Annotated in this window: 17 protein-coding genes; 9 read left to right on the top strand and 8 right to left on the bottom strand. The window is 72.2% G+C overall.

What is annotated here, in order from left to right; genetic code table 11:
* Nucleotides 1-41: 41 nt before the first annotated feature.
* Entirely contained in the window at nucleotides 42-401 is a 360-nt protein-coding gene (locus ACFY8O_RS10390; protein WP_387900529.1) for an arsenate reductase family protein, read from the top strand.
* Between the two features lie 375 nt (nucleotides 402-776).
* Here ACFY8O_RS10390 and ACFY8O_RS10385 read toward each other — a convergent pair whose 3' ends face one another.
* Entirely contained in the window at nucleotides 777-1,022 is a 246-nt protein-coding gene (locus tag ACFY8O_RS10385) for a hypothetical protein (RefSeq protein WP_387900528.1), read from the bottom strand.
* A gap of 96 nt (nucleotides 1,023-1,118) precedes the next feature.
* A complete protein-coding gene (locus ACFY8O_RS10380; protein ID WP_387900526.1) occupies nucleotides 1,119-2,051 on the bottom strand; it encodes a Gfo/Idh/MocA family protein in 933 nt (310 codons plus the stop codon).
* A 197-nt stretch (nucleotides 2,052-2,248) separates the two neighbouring features.
* Between ACFY8O_RS10380 and glnII the strand changes: the two genes are divergently transcribed.
* The 6 genes from glnII to ACFY8O_RS10350 all read left to right on the top strand — a co-directional run bounded on the left by glnII (nucleotide 2,249) and on the right by ACFY8O_RS10350 (nucleotide 8,114).
* On the top strand, nucleotides 2,249-3,283 hold the full coding sequence (glnII, locus tag ACFY8O_RS10375; protein WP_145801957.1) for a glutamine synthetase: 1,035 nt from the start codon (nucleotides 2,249-2,251) through the stop codon (nucleotides 3,281-3,283).
* A gap of 109 nt (nucleotides 3,284-3,392) precedes the next feature.
* Nucleotides 3,393-3,584: a hypothetical protein gene (locus tag ACFY8O_RS10370; RefSeq protein WP_387901089.1), complete on the top strand. Its 192-nt coding sequence runs from the start codon at nucleotides 3,393-3,395 to the stop codon at nucleotides 3,582-3,584.
* A 78-nt stretch (nucleotides 3,585-3,662) separates the two neighbouring features.
* Nucleotides 3,663-4,292 carry a winged helix-turn-helix domain-containing protein gene (locus tag ACFY8O_RS10365; RefSeq protein ID WP_145801955.1) on the top strand — a complete coding sequence of 210 codons (630 nt, stop codon included), beginning with the start codon at nucleotides 3,663-3,665 and terminating at the stop codon, nucleotides 4,290-4,292.
* 187 nt (nucleotides 4,293-4,479) lie between these two features.
* Nucleotides 4,480-5,745, top strand: a complete 1,266-nt coding sequence (locus tag ACFY8O_RS10360; protein WP_387900524.1) for a sensor histidine kinase — start codon at nucleotides 4,480-4,482, stop codon at nucleotides 5,743-5,745.
* Nucleotides 5,730-6,377, top strand: coding sequence for a LuxR C-terminal-related transcriptional regulator (locus ACFY8O_RS10355; protein ID WP_145801953.1), 648 nt, complete (start codon nucleotides 5,730-5,732; stop codon nucleotides 6,375-6,377). The genes ACFY8O_RS10360 and ACFY8O_RS10355 overlap by 16 nt, the downstream gene beginning before the upstream one ends.
* 234 nt (nucleotides 6,378-6,611) lie before the next feature.
* A complete protein-coding gene (locus ACFY8O_RS10350) occupies nucleotides 6,612-8,114 on the top strand; it encodes a DUF1996 domain-containing protein (RefSeq protein WP_387900522.1) in 1,503 nt (500 codons plus the stop codon).
* A gap of 45 nt (nucleotides 8,115-8,159) precedes the next feature.
* Here ACFY8O_RS10350 and ACFY8O_RS10345 read toward each other — a convergent pair whose 3' ends face one another.
* On the bottom strand, nucleotides 8,160-8,636 hold the full coding sequence (locus ACFY8O_RS10345; RefSeq protein ID WP_387900520.1) for a hypothetical protein: 477 nt from the start codon (nucleotides 8,634-8,636) through the stop codon (nucleotides 8,160-8,162).
* Between the two features lie 116 nt (nucleotides 8,637-8,752).
* On the opposite strand from ACFY8O_RS10345, the gene ACFY8O_RS10340 reads away from it, so the two are divergent.
* Together ACFY8O_RS10340 and ACFY8O_RS10335 are read left to right on the top strand one after the other, a co-directional pair.
* Nucleotides 8,753-10,678, top strand: a complete 1,926-nt coding sequence (locus ACFY8O_RS10340; protein WP_387900518.1) for a hypothetical protein — start codon at nucleotides 8,753-8,755, stop codon at nucleotides 10,676-10,678.
* A 79-nt stretch (nucleotides 10,679-10,757) separates the two neighbouring features.
* Nucleotides 10,758-11,492 carry a TetR/AcrR family transcriptional regulator gene (locus ACFY8O_RS10335; protein ID WP_387900516.1) on the top strand — a complete coding sequence of 245 codons (735 nt, stop codon included), beginning with the start codon at nucleotides 10,758-10,760 and terminating at the stop codon, nucleotides 11,490-11,492.
* Here ACFY8O_RS10335 and ACFY8O_RS10330 read toward each other — a convergent pair.
* The 5 genes from ACFY8O_RS10330 to ACFY8O_RS10310 form a co-directional block, all read right to left on the bottom strand.
* Entirely contained in the window at nucleotides 11,477-11,827 is a 351-nt protein-coding gene (locus ACFY8O_RS10330; protein WP_145801945.1) for a 5-carboxymethyl-2-hydroxymuconate Delta-isomerase, read from the bottom strand. The two genes, ACFY8O_RS10335 and ACFY8O_RS10330, sit on opposite strands and share 16 nt — an antisense overlap.
* A 194-nt stretch (nucleotides 11,828-12,021) precedes the next feature.
* Nucleotides 12,022-17,328, bottom strand: a complete 5,307-nt coding sequence (gene pulA / locus ACFY8O_RS10325) for a pullulanase-type alpha-1,6-glucosidase (RefSeq protein ID WP_387900514.1) — start codon at nucleotides 17,326-17,328, stop codon at nucleotides 12,022-12,024.
* 98 nt (nucleotides 17,329-17,426) lie between these two features.
* Nucleotides 17,427-19,157 (bottom strand): carbohydrate-binding module family 20 domain-containing protein, encoded by a 1,731-nt coding sequence (locus tag ACFY8O_RS10320; RefSeq protein WP_387900513.1) that lies wholly within the window; start codon nucleotides 19,155-19,157, stop codon nucleotides 17,427-17,429.
* A gap of 409 nt (nucleotides 19,158-19,566) precedes the next feature.
* Nucleotides 19,567-20,328 (bottom strand): hypothetical protein, encoded by a 762-nt coding sequence (locus ACFY8O_RS10315; protein ID WP_387900512.1) that lies wholly within the window; start codon nucleotides 20,326-20,328, stop codon nucleotides 19,567-19,569.
* A 409-nt stretch (nucleotides 20,329-20,737) separates the two neighbouring features.
* Nucleotides 20,738-21,682, bottom strand: coding sequence for a helix-turn-helix domain-containing protein (locus ACFY8O_RS10310; RefSeq protein WP_387900511.1), 945 nt, complete (start codon nucleotides 21,680-21,682; stop codon nucleotides 20,738-20,740).
* Nucleotides 21,683-21,904: the final 222 nt, after the last annotated feature.

Here is a 21,904-nt window from a genome sequence, read left to right as displayed (position 1 = left end):
CCAGAGGCCATTTCGAGGATCCCTCCCGTACCCTGGGCCCCATGGAGATCTGGATCAATCCCGCCTGTTCCAAGTGCCGCAGCGCGGTGAGTCTGCTCGACGCCGAGGGCGCGGAATACACCGTCCGCCGGTACCTGGAGGACGTGCCGTCACCGGAGGAGATCCGGGCCGTGCTCGACCGTCTCGGCCTGGAGCCGTGGGACATCACACGGACCCAGGAGGCGGAGGCGAAGGAGCTCGGGCTCAAGGACTGGCCGAAGGACGCCGGCGCGCGTGAGCGGTGGATCACTGCGCTGACGGAGCACCCGAAGCTGATCCAGCGCCCGATCATCACGGCGCAGGACGGCTCGGCGGTGGTGGCGCGGACGGACGAGGCGGTCAGGGACGCACTGGGGCGCTGAGGAACTCCTCCCTGCGGCGGCTGATCCCGGCGGCGCCGGGGGCCAGGTGCGGCGGCGAGTGGTGGGGGCGCCCGCGTGCGTCGCCGTCCCGGCGTGCGGGAGCAGCCGGGCGGCCGTCGAGGCGACCGCCCGGCGTCATGAGCCGTGAGCCGTGCTGTCGGCGGCCAGCGGGACGAACGTTTCCGTCCCAGGTCGCGCCGTCGGCGGGTCCGCTGCGCGTGTACGGGGCCCGGTGCGGCGCTGCGCGCTGCGCCCCGCTCCGCCCCTGCGGCGGGTCCACTCCGTACGTACGGCGGGTCCGCTCCGTGCCTTCGCCGGGTCCCCTGCGCGTGTACGTCGGCCACGGGAGCAGGCCCGGAGGCCGTCCCGGTCCGCTCAGGGGTCGCGCCGCCCCGCCTTCTCCTGCAACGCGAGACGCCGCTTGCGGAGGTCGGCCTGACGGCTCCGGCTCGCCTTGCCCGCGGCGGCCCGCGCCCTCTCCTCCGGGCTCTTCCTCCTCCGGCGGCCGACCAGGAGGAGCGCCGTGACGGTGGCCACCAGCAGGAGGACGATGACGCCGAGGATCATGGCCAGCCAGTCGGGCAGGGGGTCGACGCCGTAGTCCCGATACCTCTGGTACACCGCGTCCCCGCCCCTCCGCTCACCCGGCTCCGACTGCGGCACCCTAGCCGGTCGTTCGGGCCCGGCCCAGGGGCAGGCCGCTCCGCACCGCCCCGGTCACGCCCGCGTCCGCACCTCCGCCTCCGCCTCCGCCTGAGCCAGGATCTCGGTGAGCCGGAGACCGAACCGTACGTCGCAGGGGTGCGCGACCCCCGTACGCGCCGCCTCGGACAGCGCGTCCACGGCCACCCGGAACGCGCCGAGGGCGTCGCCGCCGCCGGCCGGGAGGGTGGCCACCCCGCCCTCGCCGCGGAACTCGACCTCGGTGCCCACCGCCCCCTGCGGCGCGTCCAGGGCGAGCGTCACCGTGCTCGACGCTCCGGAGGTGTGGCGCAGCAGCAGATGCGTGGCGTCGGCCGGGCCCTTGGCCGCGACCACCTCCGTCACGTCACCGAGGACCGGGATCAGCACCGAGAGGGCGTGCGGCCCGACGTCCCACAGACCGCCCTTCTCCCTGCGCCACGGCGAGGCGCCGAACTCGTTGCCCTCGCCGTCGGCGAACAGCGCGCCCATCCACAGCGCCCGCGCGGTGAACCAGCCGCCCGTCGCCGCCTGTTCGCCGATCCACCCCGCCGTGCCGGGGGCGAACCTGAGCGTGCAGAAGACCACGGAGGCGACCCCCGCCCGCTCGGCGGCCCCCGCGACCTCGCGGGCCCCCGCCACCGTGGTGGCGACCGGCTTGTCCAGGAGCAGGTGGCGTCCGGCGGCGGCGGCGCGCGCGGCCAGCGGCGCCTGGACGTCCGGCGGCACGGCGAAGGCCACCGCGTCGCTCGCCGCCAGGAGCGCGTCGAAGCCCGCGTCCCCGGAGTACGCATCGGCGCCGTGGGCCGTGGCGAGGGCCCGGGCCGCTTCGGGGCGACGGCCCCAGACGCCACCGAGCCGGACGCCCGGGTGGGCGGCGAGGGCCGGGGCGTGGGTCAGGCGCGCCCAGGGGCCCGCCCCGACGAGGCCGATACGCATCGGTGTGCCGGTCGCGGCGTGTGTGGTCATGCACGCCAGTGTGCCGGGGCACGGGCGACCGTATCCATTCCGACGCAGTCTGAGACGGGCCGGGCCAGCGTGGGCCTGGCGTTCGACACCTTCGGGAAACCTCGGTAACACGGGGTTCACATTCGGGCAACGGTCGGGAAATCGCGCCTTGCGAAGCTGCGCACCATAGACCGCAGCACCCGCAAAGGATGGCGTCCGTGACCTTCAAGGCTGAGTACATCTGGATCGACGGCACCGAGCCGACCGCCAAGCTTCGCTCCAAGACGAAGATCATGTCGGGCAGCCCCTCGCAGGACGTGGCGGATCTGCCCATCTGGGGCTTCGACGGTTCGAGCACCAACCAGGCCGAGGGTCACGCGTCCGACCGGGTCCTGAAGCCGGTCTTCACGTGTCCGGACCCGATCCGCGGCGGCGACGACGTACTCGTGCTGTGCGAGGTCTTCAACATCGACATGACGCCGCACGAGTCCAACACCCGTGCCTCGCTGCGTCCGGTCGCCGAGCAGTTCGCGGGCCAGGAGCCGATCTTCGGCATCGAGCAGGAGTACACCTTCTTCGACGGCCACCGCCCGCTGGGCTTCCCCGAGGGCGGCTTCCCGGCCGCGCAGGGCGGCTACTACTGCGGTGTCGGCGCGGACGAGATCTTCGGCCGTGACATCGTCGAGAAGCACCTCGACAACTGCCTGAAGGCCGGCCTCGGCATCTCCGGCATCAACGCCGAGGTCATGCCCGGCCAGTGGGAGTTCCAGGTGGGCCCGCTGGCCCCGCTGGAGGTCTCCGACCAGCTGTGGATCGCCCGCTGGCTGCTCTACCGCACCGCCGAGGACTTCAACGTCTCCGCGACCCTGGACCCGAAGCCGGTCAAGGGCGACTGGAACGGCGCGGGCGCGCACACCAACTTCTCCACCAAGGCGATGCGTGAGGGCTACGAGGCCATCATCACCGCGTGCGAGTCGCTCGGTGAGGGCTCGAAGCCGATGGACCACGTCAAGAACTACGGCGCCGGCATCGACGACCGCCTGACCGGCCTGCACGAGACCGCCCCGTGGAACGAGTACAGCTACGGCGTCTCCAACCGCGGCGCCTCGGTCCGCATCCCGTGGCAGGTCGAGCAGGACCAGAAGGGCTACATCGAGGACCGTCGCCCGAACGCCAACGTCGACCCGTACGTCGTCACGCGGCTGATCGTCGACACCTGCTGCACCGCGCTGGAGAAGGCCGACCAGGTCTGATCCGCACCGCATCCGGTCCGAAGGGGCGCCCGCCGACGGGCGCCCCTTCGGCGTTCCGGGCCGCCGCCGGGGCCGGGCGGCCCTCGCGACCGGACGGAGGGCGGGACAGCTGACGCCCCGGTCCGTATCGACGGGTGAGAGACCCCTCCTGCCCGGCTCCGAACTCTGCTTCAATGGGGGCATGGCAGGCTTCCAGTACACCGCATCGGGTCGCAGCGACCTCGAGCCGTTCTGGCCCTCCCGTCAGCACCATGACTTCGACCGGGTGTGTTGCCGCGCGTGGAACGCGCAGGCCCTCTAAAGCCGCCTCACCCCGGCCTTCGGTCCGCGCGCACGACGTACGTCCTCGACGACTCCTCGCGCGAAAGAGCTGACCCTCATGGCGAACACCCGTACCTTCTCCGCCGCCACCGCGGCGACCGCTGCGACCTCCACCTCTCGCACCACCCTGACATCCAGCCGTCACCGGCTGCGTGCCGTCGACCGTGACGAGGTCGTCGAACTCGCGGACGTGGCGGACTTCCTGCCGCCGGGTGCCACCTGGCTGCCCGCTCCCCCGCACACCCTGCCGGCGCTCCCCGGCCGGCCCCCGATGGTCGGCTACCTGGTCCTCGTCCCCGCCGACCAGCAGCCGGCGCTGGCCGGGGCGGTGGCGTCCGCCCAGCTCCGGCACCTGGCTCCCGAACCCGTGGCGGAGCACCGGGCACCGGCCGCAGGCGCTCCTGCCACCGGTCCCGTGCAGATCGACTCCACGCGGCGCACCGCCTCCGTGGACGGCGTCGCCCTCGATCTCACCTACCTCGAGTTCGAGCTGCTGGCGCACCTCGTGGCACACCCGCACCGGGTGCACACCCGCGACCAGCTGGTGACGACGGTCTGGGGCTACGGGCACGTGGGCGACGGGCGCACCGTCGACGTCCATGTGGCCCGGCTGCGGCGCAAGCTGGGCGCCGAGCACCGCCGGTCGATCCAGACCGTGCGGCGCGTGGGCTACAAGTACACGCCCTGATCGCACGGGACGGACGGAGCGGCGGCCCCGGGGATGTCCCCGGGGCCGCCGCCTGTGCGTACGGCCGGGGGGTGGTGCCAGGTACACCCCCGTCGGGTGGCGAAACGGCTGCCGATGATCCCCGCGCACAGGACAGACTGGACCCCGGACGGGATCCGACGGGGGCCCGGTGAGAGGAGACGCCATGATGAGACCGACGAGGAACCGGGTGCGGGCCGCGCTGGTGGCCGGTGGGCGGGCGTTCGCGCTCTCCTTCGCGAGCCTCGCGGGCTCCGCCGTCCTGTTCGTCCTGTCGATCCTCTCCATCGCCTTCGTCCTGCTGGGCGTGGGGCTGGTCACGACACCGTGGATCATGGACCTGGTGCGCAGGCACGCCGACCGGCGCCGCAGGCTCGCGTCGGCCTGGTCGGACATCAGCATCCCGGCGCCCGACCGGACGTTCCCGAAGGACGTACGCTCCGGCTTCACGGGGCAGGTCGAGCGCACCGTGCTCCTGCTGAAGGACCCGGCGACCTGGCGGGACCTGCGGTGGCTGCTGGTCGACATGACCGCCGGGTACGTGGTGCTGGCCCTCTCCTTCGCGCTGCTCCTCTTCCCGCTGGAGGGCCTCGTCCTGGCGGCCGGACTGTGGCGGGTGTTCGAGGACGACGCGTACTGGTACATGTTCGTGCCGGTCGACAGCCAGCTGACGGCGCTGGCCGCGGCCCTGCTCGGCGTCCTGATCTTCCACGTCGGGGTGTGGTCGAGCGAGCGCCTGCTGCGCCTCCACTTCGTGCTGGCCCGCTCTGCGCTGGCGCCCACCCCGGAGGAGCTCACGCGGCGCATCGACCGGCTGACCGAGACGCGGCACGAGGCCGTGGACACGGCGGCGTCCGAACTGCGGCGCATCGAGAGGGATCTGCACGACGGGGCGCAGGCCAGGCTGGTGGCCATGGGCATGAACCTCGGCACCATCGAGGCGCTGATCGAGAAGGACCCGGCGCAGGCGAAGAAGATGCTGGCGATGGCGCGTACGTCGTCCGCGGAGGCCCTCACCGAGCTGCGGGACCTCGTCCGGGGCATCCACCCGCCGGTGCTCGCCGAACGCGGACTCGGGGACGCCGTGCGGGCGCTGGCCCTGCGGCTCCCGGTCACGTCGGAGGTGACGGTGGAGCTGCCGGGCCGCGCGGACGCACCGGTGGAGTCGGCGGCGTACTTCGCGGTCAGCGAGACGCTGGCCAACGCCGTGAAGCACGCGGACGCGGACCGTCTGTGGGTGGACATGCACCACGCGGAGGGCATGCTGCGGATCTCCGTCACGGACAACGGCAAGGGCGGCGCGGTGGTCGGAAGCGGATCGGGGCTGAGCGGGATCGAACGCCGACTGGGTACATTCGACGGCGTCCTGGCCGTCAGCAGCCCCGCGGGCGGTCCCACCATGGTGACCATGGAGATCCCTTGCGCGTTGTCCTAGCCGAAGATCTCTTCCTGCTCCGCGACGGGCTCGTGCGCATGCTCGAAGCCTTTGACTTCGAGATCGCGGCAGCCGTCGAGACCGGACCCGAACTGACCAAGGCCTTGGCCGAGTTGAAGCCGGACGTCGCCGTCGTCGACGTCCGGCTCCCGCCGTCGCACACGGACGAGGGCCTTCAGTGCGCCCTGACCGCCCGCCGGAACAGGCCGGGGCTGCCGGTGCTCGTCCTCTCCCAGCACGTGGAGCAGTTGTACGCCCGCGAGCTGCTGGCCGACGGCAACGGCGGCATCGGCTATCTGCTGAAGGACCGGGTGTTCGACGCGGACCAGTTCGTCGACGCGGTGCGCAGGGTCGCCGCCGGCGGTACGGCGATGGATCCGCAGGTCATCTCCCAGCTGCTGTCGCGGCGTTCGGCGGACAAGCCGATGGGCGGGCTGACACCGCGCGAACGGGAGGTCATGGAGCTGATGGCGCAGGGCCGTTCGAACGTGGCGATCGCCTCGCAGATGGTGATCACGGAGCGGGCGGTGGCCAAGCACACCTCGAACATCTTCACCAAGCTCGGACTGCCCCCGTCGGACGACGACAACCGCCGCGTGCTCGCCGTCCTGGCCTATCTCGACCACGGCTGACCGGCGGGCCCGGGTCGGCGCGTTCCGGGCGCTCCGCGTCCCGCAGGAACGCGCCGGCCGGCACCGTCCGGCGCGGCTCCGCCTCCGTCGCAGCGGGCCTCTCCGGTTCCCCCCACCGGCGTACCCCGGTCCGGGAATTCCCCGGCGTCCTGAACGGATCCGCCCCGCCGTGCGTATGGGACGTCACGCTTCCGATTCGGAGCGCTCGAAGCGGACTCGAAGCGGAGGAGTTCCATGGGACGCACATCGCGCAGGAAACGTTCGACTCTGGCCAACCGGGCGATCGTCGCCTCGGCCGCACTGATTCTGGGGGGAGGTGGGCTGGTCGCCGTCAACGTCCACGCGAGCGCCGGCGAGGGTACGCCCGGCGCATCCCGCGGCGAGTTCCGCGACGCGGGCCGCCGGATGTCCACCATCGACTGCCCCGACGCGGGGATCGCCCTCCCCGGGATACCGGAGGGAGCACGGCCGGAGGTCGACCGCGAACTGGCCGCCATGGACACGCAGATCACCGAGGCCTACCGGCAGTTCGCGGACCGCAGGGAGCAGATCGCCCGCGATCCGGCCCTCGCCGGGAACGCCGTGCTCGGCCCGCTGAAGGACAAGCGGGCCGCCAGCCTGGACCGGATCGGGATCGCGGTCGAGCGGGCCTCGGGCGAACGCCCCCGGGGCCTGGACGGGCTCGCGGGGTGCAGCATGCGGGCCGACGACGAGGAGGGCGCGGAGCAGGGAGCGGGCACGGGCGGACAGGACGGCGGCCAGGAGGCCGGTGAGGTCCCGGAGCAGGGGCAGGACGGGGGCCAGGACCAGGGCGGGGAGGGGCAGGACCCCGGCCAGGGCGAGGCGCAGGGCAACGGGCCCGAGGCCGCCGACTTCGTGGACATCGAATCGGTGCAGCCCGCGGCCGACCGCCCCCGCAACCGCAGGGGCGCGTCCCGGGGGTCGTTCAGCACCGACTGCGGACGTAACGAGAACGGGAAGTTCAACCCGGACAACGTCATCGCCGCCCCCGGCGTGAGCAACGGCGCGCACCACATGCACGACTACGTGGGGAACCAGGCCACCGACGCCTTCTCCAGCGACGACGACCTGGCGGCCGGAGCGACCACGTGCCGGAACCAGGGCGACAGGTCCACCTACTACTGGCCCGTGCTGCGCCTGCAGAACGGCGAGGACGAGGCCGACGTGGACGCGGACGGCGGCGGCAGGGACCAGAACACCGGGGAGATCCAGACCCCTTCGCAGGTCACCCTGAAGTTCGTCGGCTCGCCCACCGGCAAGGTCACGGCCATGCCGCGCTTCCTGCGGATCATCACCGGGGACGCCAAGGCCTTCACCAACGGTGACGCGAACGCGAACGCCTCCTGGAGCTGCACCGGATTCGAGGACAGACAGCTCAAGGACAAGTACCCGATCTGCCCGGAAGGCAGTCAGGTCGTCCGTTCCTTCGCCTTCCAGAGCTGCTGGGACGGGCAGAACACCGACAGCGCGAACCACCGCACACACGTGGCCTTCGCGCGGCAGGACGGGCGGTGCCCCAACGGTTTCAGGGCCGTCCCGCAGCTGGTGCAGCGCATCGTGTACGACATCCCCCCGGGCCCCGGCTTCGCCGTCGACTCCTTCCCGGAGCAGCTGCACAAGCCGGTCACCGATCACGGTGACTTCATCAACGTCTTCGACGACAGGCTGATGAAGAAGGTGGTGAGCTGCATCAACGGCGGACGTAGGTGCCGCTGACAACCGGCGGCCCCGGCGGCGTGTCCGCCCCCCGAACCTGCGCGGTCAGCTCCCGTGGTGACCGGAGTGCCCGTCCTCGCTCCCCCCACCGCCACTGTTCCCCGAGTGGTGAGGCGAGGCGGTCTCCACCGTCCCCCCGAGCCGGCCGCGCAGCGCCGCGACCACCTCCGGGTCACCGACCGCGACCCACTTCCGGCCGACGAGGTACGAGCCGCCGTAGTCGTTGGCCTCGTTGATCCACTCCCGCTGGCCCCGGTCGGTCGCGAAGGTGGCGAGGACGTAACGCCCGTCCTTCGTCGTGCAGTTGGCCTGCCGGATCTCCTCGGCGTCGGTCTGCACGTTCGGTTCGCAGTCCGCCTTGGCCGCGAGCTGCTCCAGCGTGCCGCGCGCGGCCGGCGGCGCGGTGGTCCCCGTGTCGCCGTCCGCTCCCCCCGTGCACGCGGTGAGCAGGGCGCATCCCGTCAGTACGGCCGCGGCGGCCCCGTGGGCCCGTCCTCGTCGCCGGTTCAGCTGCTCCACCATCCGGCCATCGTGCCCCGCGTTCTCCGGGCGCGTAGGGAAACGCGGGAAACACCCTGACCCGCCCCGGGGCGCACACGCCGGAGTGACCATCGCACCATTCGCTCGTTCTGCTGAACATGCCCCCACTGCGAGCAGTACCGCCGTCCGCAGGCCGCCCGTTCGCGCAGCAGGCCGCCGGGGAGCGGGCCGACGCCGAGGCCGCCGAACACTACGCCCGGCTGGTCCGGATCGCGTATCTGGTGCTGGCCCCCTCGCTCGGCCGCACCCGCCGGGTGCTGACGGCCCACTGGCTCGCCCAACGGGCCCTGGGCGGCAGCCGGGGGCCCGAGCCGGGGCACGCCTACGCCTTTGTACGGCTGCGGGTGGTGCGGTTCGCACTGGAGGCGGGGCTGCCGCTGCTCCGCCTCGCCAGGCCCCGGCGGGCGCAGTTCCCTCCCCTGGTGCCGCAGGTGTGGGGGCTGCGGCTGTTCCCGCACTCCTGCGGGGCGGACGACCTGGCCCTCGAACAGGCGCTGGCCGGGGTGTCCGGGCCCTGCCGGGCCGCCCACGTGCTGCGGGGCCTCGAAGGGCTCGACGACGCCGAGGTGTGCCGGGTGCTCGACGCCGCGGGGGTCGCCGACCCCAGGGCGGCGCTCCTGGAGGCCGACGTGCTGACGGCGCCCCCCGCCCTCCTGGCCTCGCCGGAGTTCGACCCGTGCTCCCTCCAGGTCCGGCCGGCCGACCCGGTGCGCCGCAGGCGGCGGGGGCGCACGCTCCTGGCCTCGCTGGGCGCGCTGGTGGTCTGCGGTTCCCTGCTGCTGTTGCCGGGGGACGGTCTGGGCGGCCCACGGCCCACGTCCGGGCCGCTCTACTCCCGGCACCCCAGCGCCGAGGAGGCGCTCGATCCGGCCGCGATACGCCGGGTGCCCGAGGAGCTCTGGCGGGGGTCCGCCCGCCTGGACTTCACCGTCTGGCCCACCCGCGGCGACCGCACCGGGGACACCGGGCTGCTGGGCCGCGCCCTGGCGACGTGGGCCAGGCCGGGTGCCGCGGTGGTCTCCTCAGCGACCCCCGGGACACCCGACGGCCCGCCCATGGGCCCGCCCCAGCTGCTGTACGCGGGCGAGGTCGGGCAGGCCGCGGTGGTGCTGTTCCACGACGGCCTGCGTGTCGTGCGCTACGCCGAGCCGCGCAACGCCGATCCGTCCCGGGGCGCCGCACTCGACTTCGCCCGGGTGGACGGCGCGGACGCGGTGACGGCGAGCGCGCTGGTGGTGCAGCGCCGGGCCGGCCGGGTGCGCTATCTGACCGCGCCCTGGGTGCGCGCGACCGCCGTACGGGATCTGCTCGAACCTGACGGGCCCGCACGGCCGTTGCGCCGCGACGGATCCGGGGTGACGGACCCGGTCTCCGCGCCGGTGCCGCGTCGCGAGGACGGGGCGGGCTGCCGCTCCTGGCAGGCACTGGAGGTGCGGGACGGCGCGGCGGCCCGGCTGATGACCGATCTCGGGGAGCTGACTCCGGTCCGTCTCACCTCCGGTGCGCCCGCCGCCACCCACGACGTGTCGGGCCGCGCCGAGCGGGAGAGCTGGGCGCGTACCGCCTGCCTCCTTCCGTCCGTACGGTCCAACGGCGTCCGCTCGGTCAACTCCTGGCCGTACGCGAAGCAGCGGCTGCCCGAGGACGCGGGGGACGCCTGGTGGCTCTGCACCCGGGCGGACACCTGGCGGGGCACGGGCAGCAGGGTGCTGGCGCAGTTCCAGGCGCCGCCCGAGGTGTCGGGCGGCGCCGGGGCGCCGGGTGCGGTCGCGGCCCGGGCCGAGGACTCCCCCGACTGCGGTACGCGCCGGCCGAGGGTGCTGGCGGGTGTGCTGTGGCGGTCGGACGGCGGCCGTTGGTACGTACTGGCCGCGGGCTCGCGGCAGTTCACGTCCGTGACCGCGACGGGCGGCGTGCGGGGGCGGGCCCGGGGGCGGCTGCTCGCCCTGCCCGCCGGGGAGGGCGACCGGGCACGGCTCGACGGACTGCTGGCGGACGGCAGCCGGGTCGGAGCCCTGCACTGAGCCGTGGCCGGGGGTCCGGTGAACTGCCTGGTGGGAGCGGGCGGCAGGACGTCGGGCAGGGCCCGTTAGGCTGTTCGGCATGACGACCGGGGTGCGGCGCAGGATGGGTGTCGAGGAGCGCAGAGCACAGTTGATCGGCGTCGCGCTGGAGTTGTTCAGCCACCGCTCGCCCGACGACGTGTCCATCGACGAGATCGCGGCGGCGGCCGGCATCTCGCGTCCGCTCGTCTACCACTACTTCCCGGGCAAGCGCAGTCTGTACGAGGCGGCGCTGAAGCGTGCCGCCGACGAGCTGGCCGGCCGCTTCCTGGAGGCTCACGAAGGCCCCCTGGGGGCCAGGCTCAGCCGGGTGATGCGCCGGTTCTTCGATTTCGTCGAGGAGCACGGGCCGGGTTTCGCCGCGCTGATGCGCGGCGGCCCGGCGGGCGGTTCCTCCACGGCCGACGCCCTGATCGACGGGGTACGGCAGTCGGCGTACGAGCAGATCATCGCGCATCTCGGCGTCCCGCACCCGCCCGCACGGCTGGAGCTCGTCGTGCGGTCCTGGGTGTCGCTGGCCGAGTCGACGGCCCTGCAATGGCTCGACGGGAAGCGCATCCCCCGTGCGGAGCTGGAGTTGCAGCTGGTGCACGACTTCGCCGCGCTGGCGGCGGTGAGCGCGGCGTACGACCAGGAGATGGCCGGGATCATCCTGCGGGTCTTCGCGCAGGAGCCGGCGGACGGCCCGTTCGGTGACCTGCTCGCCAGGCTCACGGTCCTGGCGCCCGCCGCTCCGGCCGTCCCCCCGCAGCGGCTGCCTCAGTCCTTCCGGTAGGACGCGTCCAGGTCCCGGATCTCGGCCGAGGCGTGGACGGCGAGGCCGTCGACCGGCTTCAGATACCCGGTCAGCAGCTCCAGGACGGCTTCCGTCAGCCGCGCCTTGATCTCGGGGGTGCGGCCGGGCAGCATCGCGATCGAGACGTTCACGACGGTGTCCCCCGTCGCGGCGTCGCCGACCACGGTGTCCTCGGCCCTGCGGAACCGGGTCTTGCACGCGGGAACCTTGGTGGACACCGTCTCGGCGACGAGCGGGTGCAGGGCCAGGGCGAAGCCGCGGCGGTCGAAGCTGTCGTCGAGCTCGGCGGAGTAGTCGACGGTGATCTGCGGCATCAAGCGCTCCTGGATGCGGGTGTCGTACGGATACGTGTACGGCGTGCATGCACGTGTACGCCTCCAGCTTCGCGTGATCGCGCCGCCGGCACAAGGGAGCACGCGGGCACGGGCGGGGTGGCGGGCCATGACGCGGCCGGTCCCGGCTCCCCGTGCGAGGGCGGGGAGCCGGGACCGGCCGGTGGGGTGGTGCGTCAGCGTGCGGAGAACACGGCGACCGTGCGGCCCGGCACGGTGAAGCGGCCCGACTTCCCGTCGTACGCGGCCTTCTTGACCGTGGCGTCCGCGCCCGCCGCCTGGACGGGGTGCAGGGCGTAGGCCTTCCCGGCCAGGCCGGAGACGTCCTGGCTCTGCGTCCGCGGAGTGGCGTTCAGGACGACGACCAGGTCACCCAGTCGCATGGTGATCACCCCGGGGGTCTCGTCCTTCCCGGAGAGCGGGAAGGAGAGGGCGTCCTGCACCTGGGCGGTGGTGGAGAGGCCGAAGTCCTTCTCCGTGGTGCGGATCGTGAGCAGGTCCTGGTACGCGGCGGACGCGCCCGTGATCTCCGCGCACCCGGGGGTGAGCGCGGCGGAGGACAGCAGCGGCTTGCCGTAGGACCACTTGGGCTGGTTGTCGGCGGCGGGCGGCAGCCCCCGGCCGATGCCGTTGCCCTTGCGGCAGTCCCAGTGCAGCGCGTTGAACCAGTCACCGCTGTCGTAGGAGTTGCGGTCCAGCGACTTGGAGCGCAGCAGGTCCGTGCCGGCCTGGGAGAGCGCCGGGCCCTGCGAGAGCACCGCGGTCGCCATCCCCAGGACCTGCATGCGGGCCCGTTCGGCTGCCGTGGTGTCCGCCGGGAGCTTGAAGGCGAGAGCGTCGTAGAGGGTCTCGTTGTCGTGGGCGTCGGCGTAGGCGAGGGCGTCGCCGGGGGCCGCCGCGTATCCGGCGGGCGCCCCGTTGTAGTCGACGGCCGAGCCCTTGACCGTACGGCCCTGGGTGTCGGTGAACGTGTAGTCGGCGAGGTTGCCGGTCAGGCCGACCTTGATCAGGTCCTGGTAGTGGAGCAGCCGGGCCTTCTGTTCGGCCTCGGTGCCGTTGGCGGGCGAGGTGTTGGGGTCGGTGTAGAGACCGGAGGCGAAGCCCTGCACGCCGGGGTCCTCGTCGAAGGGGCCGCCGCCGCGCACGGCGTCGCGGGCCCGGTCGGAGAAGGTGGCGATGCCGGTGCCGGCCATGTTCTTCTGGGTGGCCTGGACGAAGCGGGCGTCGTCGGCGATCTCGCCGAAGTTCCAGCCCTCGCCGTACAGGATGATCTTCTTGCCGTCGACGCCGTCCTTGGCGACGGTCAGCTCGTCGAGGGCCTTGCGGACCGCGAGGATGTTGGCCTTGGGGTGGTGGCCCATGAGGTCGAAGCGGAAGCCGTCGACCTTGTACTCCTTGGCCCAGGTGACGACCGAGTCCACGACGAGCTTGCCCATCATGGTGTTCTCGGGCGCCGTGTTGGCGCAGCAGGTGGAGGTGGCGACGGTGCCGTCCTCAAGCAGCCGCTGGTAGTAGCCGGGGACGATCTTGTCGAGGACGGACTTGTCGTCCTGGCCGGAGGCGACAGTGTGGTTGTAGACGACGTCCATGACGGTCCGCAGCCCGGCGTTGTTCAGTCCCTGGACCATCTGACGGAACTCGGTGGTGCGCTTCGTGCCGTCGGGGTCGGAGGCGTAGGAGCCCTCGGGGACGGTGTAGTGCAGCGGGTCGTAGCCCCAGTTGAAGGCGTCCTTCGCGGCGGCCTTCGAGACGCAGGCCTGCTGCTCCTCGGAGTCCGGGGCGTAGACGGACAGGTCGCAGGCCGGCTCCTGCTGGTCGGACTTCTTCTCGGGGATGGTCCCGATGTCGAAGACGGGCAGCAGGTGCACGTAGCTGGTGCCCGAGTCCGCGAGCTCCTTGAGGTGCTTCATGCCGTCGGACCTGGTGTCCGTGAAGGCGAGGTACTCACCGGGGTGCTTCGACGTGGTGTCCGTGATCGAGAAGTCGCGGACGTGCAGTTCCTGGATCTGTGCGTCCCGCAGCGGCACGGCTGCGGGCTTCTTCAGGCCGGACCAGCCGCTCGGTGCGAGCTTCGGGTCGTCGAGGTCGACGACGAGGCTGCGCGCGGAGTCGGCGGTGAGGGCGGTGGAGTAGGGGTCGGTGACCTTGTTGGTGACCAGCTTCTGGACGGTCGGCGCCCAGACCTGGACGGCGTAGCGGTAGGACGCGCCGTTCCAGCTCTTCGGGCCGGTGACCGACCAGACGCCGGTGCGGTCGTCGCGCCGCATCGGGACGTTCTTCCCGCCGATCTCGACGGAGACGGTCCGGGCGGTGGGCGCCCAGACGGAGAGCGTCACACCGCCCTTTCGGAAGACCGGGCCGAGGGCGGAGCCGCTCGCGGCTTTCCCGTACAGCTCGTCCAGCACACCTGCGGTCTGGACGCCGGTGGCGGCGAGCAGGGCGCCGTTCGCGGCGCGCTGGGTGGCGATCAGCTGGCCGCGCAGGGACTCACGGACGCGATCGCGGTCCCGGGTGTCGACGGTGAACGCCGGGTAGTCCTTGAGGTGCGGGTACTTCGCCCTCTGGGCGTCGGTGAGTTCGGTGGCGCCGAGGCGGAGCCACTGCCCCTCGTCGGAGAGGGCGCCGTCGACGACGGAGATCCCGCCGCCCTTCGCGTAGACGAGCTGCTGGCTGGTGGCGTCGGTCGCCTTGACCTTCCAGACGACCGTGTGGGCGTCGATCCACTGGGCCTCGGCCTTGGTGAGGTCGAGGGTGGGCGCGCCGCCGGTCTGCGGCAGGAGGTAGCCGGGCTTCCCGCCGAGCATCCAGACCTCGTGGCCGTACGAGGCGATGTCGAGGGACTGGTCGCTGGGGAGGTCCTTCTCGTCGCCCTTGTGGAGGATGTAGCTGAGCGAGGTGGCGCCGTCGGTGAGCGGGACCTCGAAGGTCACGCCGTAGGCGTCGGTCTTCACCGGCTGCAGGGGCTTGGCCCAGTCCGTGGGCGAGGCCGCCCCCGTCCAGGTGTGCAGACCCCAGCCGTCGTAGTCACCGTCGGCGCGATGGTAGTGCAGAACGGCCTTGGAGGTGTCCTGCGGCGCGGTCGCGGGCGCCTCGGTGGCCTGCCCGTCCTTGCCCTGCTCGACCCAGACCTGGCCGGTCTTCGCGAGGTCGACGGTGCGCTCGGGACCGTCGGCGGTGCCGTCCTTCTCGACCGTGTACGGGACCGAGGAGGCACCCTCGTCGAGGTCGATCCAGGCGAAGGCCCCGTAGGCGTCACGGCCGATGAAGTCGGCGGTCCTGTCGCCGGACTTCAGCTGCCAGCCCTCGTAGTCGCCGTCCGCGCGCTTGTAGTGGACGACGGCCTGGTCGCGGTCGACCGCGACGGGCTTCGGGGCGGGCGGGGCCTGGCCCGCGGTGGTGGAGGCGAGGGCGCTCGCGGTGCGCCCGGCGCGGTCGACGACGACGGCCTTGTAGCGCAGCGCCGTGCCGGCCTTCACCGACTCGTCCAGGTGCTGGGTGACCTTGTACGGGGCGTGGTCGGCGGAGCCGAGGGTGGTCCACTTCCCGTCGCCGGTCTGCGCGGCGAACACGACGCGGTTCAGGTCGCCGCCGTCCACGTCGGCGCTGATCTCGACGGTGCCGGTGGCTCCGGCGGCCGGCGCCTTCAGGGTGAGCGCGGGCTTGGCGGCGGGGCTGCCGAGCTGCTTGTCGGCGCGGAGCACGATGCTGGACAGCGCGGGCACGGTGACCTTGACGGCCTTGTCCGCACCGCTGCGGACGGTGCCGGAACCGCCGTACAGCGTACGGAAGTTCATGCCGGCCGAGGCGGTGGGCAGCTCGACGGTCCTCGCCTCGGTACCGTTGTTGGTGGCGACGAGGTATTCGTAGGGCCGCTCGGCGTCCGTGCGCGAGAAGGCGTAGACCGAGTCCTTGGCGTAGCGCTCGGTCTGGGTGCCGTCGCGCAGGGCCGGGTGCTCCCGGGTGAGCTTCGACAGGGCCGCTATGGAGCGGTAGACCGGGTGCGTGGTGTCGTACGCGTCGGAGGCGTGCGTCCGGTCGGTGCCGATCTGGTCGTCGTCGAGGTAGTCGGCGGTCTTCGAGGCGAAGAGCGTCTGGCGGGCGTCCTTGTCGCCGCCCGCTCCGGTGTAGCCCTGCTCGTCGCCGTAGTAGATCACCGGGTTGCCCCGGCCGAGGAACATCAGCTCGTTGGCGAGGCGGGCCCGGTCCAGGAGCTCGGCGTCGGAGGCCTTCGGGTTGTCCTGCTTCAGGAAGGTGCCGATCCGGCCCATGTCGTGGTTGCCGAGGAAGGTCACCTGCTCGTAGGCGTTGGCCTTGTCGGTGGTGTAGCGGTAGTCGTCACCGTAGACCGCGGCGAGCTTCGAGGCCGGGGCACCCTGGGAGGCGTACTGCCGGGCGGCTTCCTGGAAGGGGAAGTCGAGCGTGGCGTCGAGCCTGCCGCGGGTGACGTAGGGCGAGGTGATCGCGGTGTCCGCGGAGTAGACCTCGCCGAACATGAAGAAGTCGTCCCGGCCGCGCTTCGCCGCGTAGCCGTCGAGGGCGGTCGCCCACTGGGTCCAGAAGTCGAGATCGACGTGCTTGACGGTGTCGATGCGGAAGCCGTCGATGTCGAAGTCGCGGACCCACTTCTCGTAGATCTTCTCCATGCCGGAGACGACCTCGGGGCGCTCGGTCCACAGGTCGTCGAGTCCGGAGAAGTCGCCGTACTCGGTGGACTCGCCCGCGTAGGTCGAGTCGCCCCTGTTGTGGTACATCGTGGTGTCGTTGAGCCAGGCCGGGACCTTCTTGCCCGTGTTCTGCGGGGTGTACGGGAAGGAGTCCTCGTCCACCTCCGCGACGCCCTGGGTGTCGTCGAAGGGGCGGCCGTCCTCGTCGAGGTAGGGGAACGCGCCCTTGGGCTTGTAGCCGTACTTCTTCTCGGCGTAGTCGACGGTGTCGGCGGTGTGGTTGGTGATGACGTCGAAGAAGACCTTCATGCCCTTGCCGTGGGCCTTGTCGATCAGCTTCGTGAGGTCGGCGTTGGTGCCGAAGTGCGGGTCGACCTGGGTGAAGTCGGTGATCCAGTAGCCGTGGTAGCCCGCCGAGGCGTTGTCTCCGGTGCCCTGCACGGGGCGGTTCTTGAAGATCGGGGCGAGCCAGATCGCGGTGGTGCCGAGGCCCTTGATGTAGTCGAGCCGCTGGGTGAGGCCCTTGAGGTCCCCGCCCTGGTAGAAGCCCTTGTCCGCGGGGTCGAAGCCGGTCTCCAGACGCGAGCCGGTCAGACCACCCCGGTCGTTGGAGGTGTCACCGTTGGCGAAACGGTCCGGCAGCACGAAGTAGAACTGCTCGCGGGTCAGGTCGTGCCGGGCCGGCTCCTTGGCGAGGGCCGCGTCCGACGGCGGGGCCGGAGGTCTGGGCGCGGCGGACGCGGTGGCCGCCGGTACGACGGGCAGCAGCGCAGCGCACAGTGCGGCTACGGCCCCCCGCCTGAGGGTGGTTCGGGACACGGGAGGGTTCTCCTCGGCTTTCGGGGATCAGGCTGGTGTGGAGCGGTGCGGGCCGGGGACGCTCACCCTCGCGTCCCCGGCCCTGGTGGTGTGTGCGGTCAGCTGCGCCAGACGTCGGCGGTCAGCGTGACCTTGCCGGAGGCCGGCACGGTGGCGGTGCGGTTGGCGCCGCTCTCCCAGGTGACGTTGCCGCTCGCGTCCTTGCGCAGGTACTTGTACTGGAAGGACGTGCCCGCGGGCAGCGCGACGTCGAGCTTCCAGACGGGGTAGGCCGCGGGGTCGAGCTTGAGCGCGCTGCCGGGGGCCCAGTTGCCGAGCGCGGCCTGGTTGCCGGTGACGTAGATGTTCTGGCCGAGCTGGGTGGTGGCGTTGACGCCGAAGGAGGCGCCGGAGTCACCGGTGCCGGGGCCCGGGTCGGGGGTGGTGCCGCCGCCGGTGCAGGTGCGGGCGGCGGTGTGCAGGGCCAGGGCGGTGTGGGCGGCGAGGGTGGCGGTGAACTGGCCGGAGGCGTTGACCGTGACGCCCTTGCCCGTCTGGACGTCGCAGTAGTCGCCGGCGGCCAGCGACGTCTGGAACGTACGGCTCAGCGACGAGCCCTCGTGGTTGATGGCGACGTACGCCTTGGAGCCCCGGCCGAAGGCGATCTGGTCGCCGCCGTTGTCCCACCAGTTGGAGACGGCCTCCCCGCGGGCGGTGTTGCGGAAGCCGACCATGGAGGAGATCTCGCGCCAGGCGTGCTGGCACTTCCAGCCGTCGCTGTAACAGGCGTTCACCTGGCCGCCGTTGGGCGGGCCGGCGTCCTTGTCCGACCACTCGTAGCCGGAGTGGACGTCCGGGGAGCCGTAGGGGTAGGCGAGCATGAAAACGCTGGCCAGGGTGTAGCTCGCGCCGTCCTTGTAGTTCAGGGTGTCGCCGCCGCGCTCGGTGTCGTGGTTGTCGACGAAGACCGCCGATCTGCCCGACTCCATGAAGCCCCAGCCCTCGCCGAAGTTCTTCAGGTTGGCGAGGTTCTCGTTGGTGAAGACCTGCTTGAGGCTGCGGCCGTAGCGGAACTCCTGGACGTCGCCGCTGCCGAGGTACTCGGAGGGCGAGACGGCCTCGCCCGCTCCGTAGATCGCCTCGTGCTTCCAGTAGACGCCGGTGTTGCTCAGCCGGGACTTGATGTTCGCGAGGTCGGCGGCCGGCATGTGCTTGGCGGCGTCGACGCGGAAGCCGTCGACGCCCAGGGAGAGCAGGTCGTTCAGGTACCCGGCGATCTTGCCGCGTACGTAGTCCTCGCCCGTGTCGAGGTCGGCGAGGCCGACCAGTTCGCAGTTCTGGACGTTGCCCCGGTCCCCGTAGTTGCTGATCTGCGCCTGGCAGTCGTTCATGTCGCTGACCGAGTAGACGCCCGGGTAGTCGTACTTGGTGTACGAGGAGCCGCCGGTTCCGGTGCCGGAGCCGGCCGACATGTGGTTGATGACGGAGTCGGCGATGACCTTGACGCCTGCGGAGTGGCAGGTGTTCACCATGTTCGCGAACGCCGTACGGTCTCCGAGCCGCCCGGCGATCTTGTAGCTGACCGGCTGGTACGAGGTCCACCACTGGCTGCCCTGGATGTGTTCCTGGGGCGGGGAGACCTGGACGAAGCCGTAGCCGGCGGGGCCGAGGCTGTCCGTACAGGCCTTGGCAACGGAGGCGAACTTCCACTCGAACATCACGGCGGTGACGTCCTTCGTGCCGGGCGGCGCGGCCTGGGCCGTTCCGGCGGCTCCGAGCCCGGCGGGGAGGGCGAGGACTGCGGCGCCCATGGTGAGGGCGAGCGCGCCAGACAAGGGTCTGCGTGCCATGACTTTCCTCCTGCGGTGGGGGAAGTGCGGGGATGGCGGAGCAGCCTCACGTGGCAACGCGCCGTGCCCTCAAGGCTTATGCAGGTTCTTGCAGCAAGGATGCAAAAAGCCTGTGCGCAGCAGACCGTACGAGCAGGGCCCGCCCTGGTCAACCCCCTGGACATCACGCGATTACATCCCGATCACATCCTGGAAATGCTGGAGATTTCTCCCTGCAAGGACTTACGCAAAATATTGCGGGCCTGTTAAGTTCGTCCCGACTCCGGCCCGGCCGGCCGGGGGTCCGGTCCGCCGGGTCCCACGCGCCCGGCCGGCCGGGCCGGTCACGCCACGGAGAGGCCCCGACGTCGCTTCCCCGCCGGCCCATCCTGGGCCGACGCCGGGGCCTCTCCCGCGCGGACCGCCCGGCTCAGTAGGTGTGGCCGGGCCAGTGCGGGTCCTCCCAGCGGGCGGGCTCGGGGAGGCCGAGCAGCCGCACCTGGTGGTGCAGTTCCTGCGGGGCCCCCTGCGAACCGAGGCGCGCGGGCGCGTGCTCGGCCAGCCAGGCGCTCAGCTCGCCGACCCTCTTCTCGTCGTGATCCCAGGCGTACCAGGGGAGCTTGCCTCCCAGCAGGTCGTACTCCCACTCCCGGACGGCCTCCACCAGCCGCCGGTCGGCCGTGGGGTGGACCGTCACGGCCCACACGTCGAGCCAGGGCCTCACGGTGCCCGAGGCCTCGGCGCACAGGGCGAAGACCTCGTACGCCGGCACGGCGGCGTCGGGCGCCACGAGGCTGTCGGCCCACCACGCGTGCAGGAACTCCTCCACGGCAGCGGCCTGGTCGCCGGACCAGCGCTGCCACCTGCCGCGCCCGAAGGCCTGGCCGACGTCCCCCATGTCGAAGAGCGGCTCCACCGCGCCCGCGACGAGGGCCACCGCGAACTGCGGCAGTATGCGGCGCAGCACGGCCCCGTGATCACGCCAGTCGATCGCCTGCCAGGTACGCCGCAGAAGGTCCGGGTCGAGTTCCGCATCGGGCGTCTTGAGCTGGGCGAGGTCCTCGGCGCTGCCCCAGTGGCACTCGCAGTTGTCCTCGTCCGGGACGGCTGTCATCCCTCGGAAGGTGAGGGCGAGGCCGTGCAGCGCGGTGTCGAGGCGGAGGCGGGAGGGTGTCCGGCCGGAAGGAGTCATGGGTGGTCGCCTCAGGGACTCCGGCCGGTCCTGCCGGCCGAAGAGCGCCACGCTACCCGCCGCCGGCGCGGAGGGCACGCGCATATGTCCGGGCCCCTCGGCGGGCCTGAGAACGGTGAGCCCGGACCAGCCGCCCGGCGCCACGGATCGAGCGTGAGCTTGCCCCGGGTGGGTCTCCGGCTCGTGGGGCCACGGCCGGTACGGGGACGGCGCCGGGACCGCGGCGCACCGATGTGCACGGCGCCGCCGTGACGCCCGAGGGGACCGGATCCGGTGGGCGGACCTGGGAGATCACCGATCGCCGGTCGTCCCCTCGTCGGAGATCTCGGCGGAGGTGGTGAGGGACGCGGTGCGAACCAGCCGACGGTGGAGCCCTTCCGGTGCGCCGACCAGGGGTCTCCGTCCGGGATCAGGCGACGGTGGGCAGGTCGGCGCGGCAGTCGCGGCAGTGGCCGGGGTGGCGCGAGCGGAAGGCCCGGTCGCAGCGGTCACAGTTCTGGAGCGGGATGACGATCGCTCCGGGGCGTACGGGGGCCAGCTCGTGGGTGCCGGGGAGCGGAGGCGGCAGAAGGGCCGTGATCCGGTGCCGGAGGAGCTTGGCCGGGTGCTTGAGCGGGACCGGCAGGTCCTGGGTCAGGGCGTGACGGACGGTCTCCGGGTCGGCGTCCCGCTCCAGCCAGGTGGCGACGCCGGGCGTGAGCACCTCGATGTCGGCGGCGGAGAGCACCAGTTGGGGTGCGTGACGACGCAGGTCGGCGAGGACCGCCGTGGCGGTGCGCCGGAGCTCGGGGGTGGGCGCCTGCGGCTGTGGAAGCGGCGGGGGCGGCGCCGTACGCGCCGTCGGGGGCGGCACGAGGACGGCCTCCGGCAGGCGTTCCGGCACGGTCGGCTCGCACCCCGGAGGAGGCGCGGGCGTGGGGGCGGGGGCGGGGGTGGGCACCGCTTCGGATGCCGCCGTACGGCGTGCGACCCGGGGCCGAGGGGCGACGGGTGCGGCAGCGGTCTCCGCACCCGGCTGGTTGAAGGACACCGTGCGGGTCACGATCCGCCCGTCGGCGAGGCGTACGCGGCTGCGGTGCAGATAGCCCGCGGCTTCCAGCTCCCGCAGGGCGGCGGCGATCCGGGTCTCACTCTCCGGGAAGCGACCGGCCAGGTGCTTGATGGCGACCTTCGCCCCGGCGGGCAGCGACTGGATGTGCAGGGCCAGCCCCATCGCGACGAGGGAGAGATTCCGGTGCTGCGCCAGGTGGTTGCCGACGACGGTGAAGCCCGCGCTGTGCCGGACGTTCGCGTGGATCACGCCGGACGCAACCGGCTGCGCGCACGGGGGCGCGGTAACCTGCTGGGTACCCATCAGGAAGCTTCTTCTTCCTCGGTGGTCAGGCCCTCGATCGGGATGCCCGTCCCGGCGGGGGCCGTCTCATGTCTGCTGCGGTCGGAGCGAGCATATGCCCGACAACACATGCCAAATCCAGCTCAGTTGCGTTATGTCACCCGAGTGAGTGACGAAACGCGCAGGAGGGCGGGGTTGGGGTGGGAAGGGTCTTTTCCCGAGTTCTTTCACAGCATTTGATGT

Source organism: Streptomyces argenteolus (assembly GCF_042902585.1).
GTDB classification, from domain to species: Bacteria; Actinomycetota; Actinomycetes; order Streptomycetales; family Streptomycetaceae; genus Streptomyces; species Streptomyces argenteolus.
This window is presented reverse-complemented; position numbering and strand designations above follow the sequence as displayed.

Coding starts and splice junctions, on each gene's coding strand:
- ACFY8O_RS10330 (WP_145801945.1), bottom strand. CDS start 11,827: ATGCCGCAGATCACCGTCGACTACTCCGCCGAGCTCGACGACAGCTTC.
- ACFY8O_RS10335 (WP_387900516.1), top strand. CDS start 10,758: ATGACGACCGGGGTGCGGCGCAGGATGGGTGTCGAGGAGCGCAGAGCA.
- ACFY8O_RS10390 (WP_387900529.1), top strand. CDS start 42: ATGGAGATCTGGATCAATCCCGCCTGTTCCAAGTGCCGCAGCGCGGTG.
- ACFY8O_RS10345 (WP_387900520.1), bottom strand. CDS start 8,636: ATGGTGGAGCAGCTGAACCGGCGACGAGGACGGGCCCACGGGGCCGCC.
- ACFY8O_RS10315 (WP_387900512.1), bottom strand. CDS start 20,328: ATGACTCCTTCCGGCCGGACACCCTCCCGCCTCCGCCTCGACACCGCG.
- ACFY8O_RS10310 (WP_387900511.1), bottom strand. CDS start 21,682: ATGGGTACCCAGCAGGTTACCGCGCCCCCGTGCGCGCAGCCGGTTGCG.
- ACFY8O_RS10340 (WP_387900518.1), top strand. CDS start 8,753: ATGCCCCCACTGCGAGCAGTACCGCCGTCCGCAGGCCGCCCGTTCGCG.
- ACFY8O_RS10365 (WP_145801955.1), top strand. CDS start 3,663: ATGGCGAACACCCGTACCTTCTCCGCCGCCACCGCGGCGACCGCTGCG.
- ACFY8O_RS10350 (WP_387900522.1), top strand. CDS start 6,612: ATGGGACGCACATCGCGCAGGAAACGTTCGACTCTGGCCAACCGGGCG.
- ACFY8O_RS10360 (WP_387900524.1), top strand. CDS start 4,480: ATGAGACCGACGAGGAACCGGGTGCGGGCCGCGCTGGTGGCCGGTGGG.
- ACFY8O_RS10320 (WP_387900513.1), bottom strand. CDS start 19,157: ATGGCACGCAGACCCTTGTCTGGCGCGCTCGCCCTCACCATGGGCGCC.
- ACFY8O_RS10380 (WP_387900526.1), bottom strand. CDS start 2,051: ATGACCACACACGCCGCGACCGGCACACCGATGCGTATCGGCCTCGTC.